Annotated in this window: 4 protein-coding genes and 3 pseudogenes; 5 read left to right on the top strand and 2 right to left on the bottom strand. The window is 71.4% G+C overall.

What is annotated here, in order from left to right:
• Positions 1 to 105: 105 nt before the first annotated feature.
• The 5 genes and pseudogenes from STRVI_RS56465 to STRVI_RS25100 all read left to right on the top strand — a co-directional run.
• Positions 106 to 444, top strand: a pseudogene (locus STRVI_RS56465) (polyketide synthase dehydratase domain-containing protein); the annotation flags it as partial.
• Positions 427 to 957: pseudogene (locus tag STRVI_RS56460) on the top strand (SpnB-like Rossmann fold domain-containing protein); the annotation flags it as partial. The pseudogenes STRVI_RS56465 and STRVI_RS56460, both read left to right, overlap by 18 nt.
• Positions 958 to 1,476 (top strand): annotated as a pseudogene (locus STRVI_RS56455) (KR domain-containing protein); the annotation flags it as partial.
• Positions 1,477 to 1,599: 123 nt separating this feature from the next.
• On the top strand, positions 1,600 to 2,070 hold the full coding sequence (locus STRVI_RS56450; protein WP_435532624.1) for an acyl carrier protein: 471 nt from the start codon (positions 1,600 to 1,602) through the stop codon (positions 2,068 to 2,070).
• Positions 2,071 to 2,186: 116 nt separating this feature from the next.
• A complete protein-coding gene (locus tag STRVI_RS25100) occupies positions 2,187 to 3,380 on the top strand; it encodes a cytochrome P450 (RefSeq protein ID WP_014058436.1) in 1,194 nt (397 codons plus the stop codon).
• 83 nt (positions 3,381 to 3,463) lie between these two features.
• Here STRVI_RS25100 and STRVI_RS25095 read toward each other — a convergent pair whose 3' ends face one another.
• Complete coding sequence (locus STRVI_RS25095; protein WP_014058435.1) at positions 3,464 to 3,895, bottom strand: hypothetical protein; 432 nt, start codon at positions 3,893 to 3,895, stop codon at positions 3,464 to 3,466.
• Positions 3,896 to 3,971: 76 nt separating this feature from the next.
• On the bottom strand, positions 3,972 to 4,685 hold the full coding sequence (locus STRVI_RS25090) for a DUF1775 domain-containing protein (RefSeq protein ID WP_014058434.1): 714 nt from the start codon (positions 4,683 to 4,685) through the stop codon (positions 3,972 to 3,974).
• Between the last annotated feature and the right edge of the window lie 119 nt (positions 4,686 to 4,804).

Below are 4,804 nucleotides of genomic sequence, written 5' to 3'. Positions count from 1 at the left end.
CGGGACCGGCGGTGGGTCCGCCACGCCACCGCCGTCCTCGGCGCGGATCAGCCGCCCGCGCCGGCGTCGCACACCGAGAGCTGGCCGCCCACCGGCGCCCGCCCGCTGGAGTCCACCGGGACACCGGCGTGGCGCCGCGGCGACGAGGTCTTCCTCGACATCGAGCTGCCGGAGACCTCCGGGGCCAAGGCCGGGCGATGGACCCTGCATCCCGCCCTGCTCGACCGGGCCCTGTGCGCGGAGGCGCTGGCCGGGCTGGTCACCGAGCCCGAGCGGACCCATCTGCCGTTCTCCTGGACGGGGATCACCCTGCACACGGAGGGTGCCACGAGACTGCGGGTCACCCTCGCGCCCACCGGCCCGGACACGGTCTCGCTCCAGGCGGCCGACACCGCCGGTACTCCCGTGTTGTCGGTGGACTCGCTGGTGCTGCGCCCGGTATCCGGGCAGCGGCTGCGGCAGGCCAACGCATCACTGTTCAGGACGGCGTGGACGGTGTGTGCTGCGCCGTCCGAACCGGACCTCGGCCTTGTCCGGTGGGGGCTCGTCGGCGACCCGGACGCCTGGAAGCCGGACACGCTCGGCGCGCCGGTCGCGGTGTATCCGGACCTGGCGGCCATCGAGGATGTGCCGGACGTCGTGCTCCTCCCGTGCGTGTCCGAGGGCGCGACGGCGTCCGAGGTGGCCCTCCGGACCGCCGCTGCCGTACGGACGTGGCTGGACGAGGAACGCTTCACCCCCGCACGTCTGGTGCTGGTGACCGGGCGCGCGCTCGCCGTGGCGTCCGGTGAGGAGGTCGAGGACCTGGCCGCGGCCGCGGTGTGGTCGCTGGTCGAGGGCGTCCAGGCGGCCCACGCGGGACGGATCACACTTGTCGACACCGATGCGTGCGATCTGCGTCTGCTGCCCGCCGCGGTGGCCGTGGGGAAGGGCCGGATCGCGGTCCGGGCGTCGGCGGTGCTGGTACCCGAGCTGGCCGCGGCGGCGGTCACCGAGCAGAACCCGCCCGTCTGGGGGCCGGGCACGGTGCTGGTGACCGGCGGGTCGGCCATGGACGTGGCCCGGCACCTGATCGTCGAGCGAGGCGTGAACGACCTGGTCGTGGCCGGGGAGGGCGACACGGCCCGGAACGGCGACACGGCCGGGCTGGAAGCCCTCGGCGCGACGGTCCGGCTCGCCCCATGCGATCCGGCGGACCGTCAGGCGCTGGCAGGGCTGCTGGAGACGATTCCGCGGCTGCGGAGCGTGGTGCACACCGCGGCCGCGGACCCGGAGCGGACACCGGCCCACGCACTCACCCCGGAAATCCTGCGGGCACGGCTGCGGTCGGGGCTTGAGGCGGCGTGGAATCTGCACCTTGCCACGCGGGACCTGGAGCTGGACCGCTTTGTGCTGCTCACCTCCGCCGACGGGACACTGACCCCCGCGTACGCCGACGCGCTGGCCGCATACCGGCGGGCCCTGGGACTGCCCGCGGTCTCCGTCTCCACCGACCTGGGCCTCGCCCTGTTCGACGCGGCATGCGCCGGGCCCGGGGAGGCGGTCCGGGTCACCACCGCGGCAGCGGTCCCGGCCCGCACCGAACCGGCCCAGCGGCCGGTGGATCAACCCGTGGCGGCCGAGGTGTCCGCGACCACACTGCTGGAGCGGCTGGCCGGGCGGTCGGAGGACGAGCAGGAGGAGATCCTGCTGGAGCTGGTCCGCGACCAGGTCGCGACGGTCCTCGGCCATCCGGATGCCGCCATGGTCGACCCGGACCGGGGTTTCGTCGATATGGGCTTCGACTCGGTGGCGGCCGTGAAGCTGCGAAACCAACTGACCCGGGCCACCCGGCTCGAACTGCCCGCCAGCCTCACCTTCGACCACCCCACGGCCGTCGAACTCGCCCGCCATCTGCGTACCGAAATGCTGCCGGACGACGCGGCGGCCGCCATTCTCGTGCTCGAAGAGCTCAACAAACTCGACGAGTCGATCCTCGACCTCGACCCGGCAAGCGCGGCACGGGTGCGGATCTCGACCCTGCTCCAGGATCTGTCCGCGAAATGGATCGAGCGGACGGATCATCCATGACCACACATCCATGACCACACATCCATGACCACACATCCATGACCACATACGAGCGGACACACCGCATCGTCCCTGACGCACCATCCGCCCCTGAGGCACATACGAGGGAGTCAACAGTGAGCGAGACCTTGCCCCTTCCCGGGACCGTGAAGGCCGAACGGCGTTGTCCGTACGACCCTCCGGAGAACCACCGCCGACTGCGGGACGCGGGTGAACTGGGCAAACTGGAGCTGCCCGGCGGCCTGGTGATGTGGTTTCTGACCAAGCACGACGACATCAGGGCCATGCTGGCGGACTCCCGGTTCAGCGGCTCCAGGGTGCCGTTCCCGGCGATGAGCCCGGAGATACCGGCGGGCTTCTTCTTCTCCATGGATCCGCCGGACCACACCCGCTACCGCCGCACGCTCACCGCCGAGTTCTCGGTACGCGGTGCGCGCGAACTGACCGGCCGGATCGAGCGGCTGGCCGACCAGCACCTCGACGCCATGGAGGCGATGGGCACGAGCGCCGATCTCGTGGCGGCCTATGCCAACCCGGTGCCCGCGATGGTGATCTCCGAAATTCTCGGAGTGCCGTACACCTACCACCAGAAGTTCGACCACGAGGTACGCACGCTCAGGGAGACCGGCGGCGACGACCAGGCCGTCGGCGCGATGGCGACCGCGTGGTGGGACGAGATGCGCGGATTCGTACGCGCCAAGCGGGCCGAGCCCGCGGACGACATGATCAGCAGGATGCTGCATGGCGAGGTCGAGGGCGGGGCGCTGACCGACGAGGAGGTGGTCGGCATCGCCATGACCATCATTTTCGCCGGTCATGAACCCGTGGAGAACCTGATCGGCCTCGGCATGCTGGCGCTGTTCGAGGACCCTGAGCAATTGACCCGGCTGCGTGAGAATCCCGACCTGCTCGACGACGCCGTAGAGGAGTTTCTCCGCTACTTCCCGGTCAACAACTTCGGCACCGTGCGCACCGCCACCGAGGACGCCGTGATCAACGGTCATCCCATCGCGAAGGGCGAGATGGTGGCCGGTCTGGTGTCCACCGCCAATCGGGACCCCGAGCGCTTCGCCGACCCCGACCGCCTCGCCCTCGACCGGCCGCACGCCTCCCATCTCGCGTTCGGACACGGTGTGCATCAGTGTCTGGGCCAGCAGTTGGCGAGGGTTGAACTGAAGGTGCTCCTGCAACGGTTGCTCGCCAGGTTCCCCAGCCTGCGTCTGGCGGTGGCCCCGGAGGAGATCCGGTACCGGGAGAACACCTCGTTCTACGGTGTCCACGAGCTGCCGGCGACCTGGGCGGCCGAGTAGCCCCAGCCGGTGGCCGGAAGGTCAGGGGCCGGCGGCGGTGGCCGGCGCGGTGGGAAAGAGGCCGCGTACGCCGACGGCGGTCCTCAGACGCCGAGCCGGCCACCGGTCAGCCGTGCGAGCGGGCGGCGGCGACGTGCGGCGCGCCTGCGCAGGACCACCGCGGTGGCGCCCGCCGCGGCGGCCCCCGCACCGGCGACGGCTGCCTGGACCTTCCGCGCCTTGAGCGCCATCCAGGCCGAACCGGCCGCCGCGGCCGCCTTCTTGGGGGCCTCGGCCGCCACGGTACGACCCGTGGCCACGGCCTTCTCGGCAGCCACATAGGCCTTGTCGGCGGCGATATGAGCGGTGTGCGCGGCCGTCGTCGCGGCGCTCGCGACGGCGGTCTTCGCCGTGGTCTCCGCCTCGCCCGCGGTGTCCTTGGCCTTTGCTGTCGTCTCCTTGGCCTTGGTGGTGGTCGCCTTCGCGTGCGCGTTGGCGCTCCTGACACTTGTGTGTGCGTTCTTCTTCTCGGTCATGTCCACCGCGTTACCACTCGGCCGGACAGCAAACCCGGGGCGCGGGGCCGTCGGCGCGGCGGGACGCCGCCTTGGCTCATTCGGTGCCCGAGCCGCGCCGCTGCTGGAACAGCACGAAACCTCCGGCCAGGGCGACCAGACAGACGCCGATGATGACTCCCACGGCGGGCCACGGGGACCCGTCGTCCGAGGTCGCTGCCTTCGAGGGCGACTTGCCGTCCGAGTCCGGCGCCTCGCTCTCCGGCCGCGGGGAGGCCGAGGGCGAGGCGGTCGGGGCGCCGCCGGCGGCCGCGGACTCGACCCTCAGCAGCGGGGCGGGATTCTCCGGCTTCGGCTCGCCCTCTGGGGCCACCTTGATCCAGCGGGACACCTTGCCGCCTTCGTAGGTGTCGACGGTCTTGAAGGCCAGCGACGTGGCATCGGGCAACTGCCTCACCACGACGCTGTGTTCGGCGTTCTCGCCGAGCGCGAGCGCCGGGCCGCCGACGGTGTGGCCGTCATCGGTGCGCTTCAACTTCCAGCCCTTCGGGGCCTGTTTCAGTTCCACGTCGCCGGGGCCGATGCCCTTGGGCAGGACGGTCCGGATCTCGGTGAAGCCGGCCTTCTCGGCCTCCGCCTCCGACTCGAACGTCAGCGTGACGTTCTTCGCCAGGGCGCGGGAGTCGGAGGTGCTCACTTCGGTGTGGGCCAGGGCGGGGGCGGCCGTGGTGAGGACGAGTGCCGACGTGGCGAAGGCCAGGGCGCCGATCCGCCGTGGTCGCGGGCGGGACGGCAGATGATGTGCGTTCACGGTATCTCTCCTCGTCAAAGGGGCGGACACCCGAGCCCTCCTCACCGGTCACCAGGTTTGTTCACCAGGTGTGTCACACGTGGCGGTACGTACGGCCCGGGCGTGATGTTCACCGTGCC

The sequence above is a fragment of the Streptomyces violaceusniger Tu 4113 genome, assembly GCF_000147815.2.
GTDB classification, from domain to species: Bacteria; Actinomycetota; Actinomycetes; order Streptomycetales; family Streptomycetaceae; genus Streptomyces; species Streptomyces violaceusniger_A.
The sequence above is the reverse complement of the archived record's forward strand: the minus strand, read 5'-3'. Positions and strand labels throughout refer to the sequence as shown.

Bases quoted from the DNA above. Each gene is read 5' to 3' on its own strand.
- STRVI_RS25095 (WP_014058435.1), bottom strand. From the start codon at position 3,895: ATGACCGAGAAGAAGAACGCACACACAAGTGTCAGGAGCGCCAACGCG.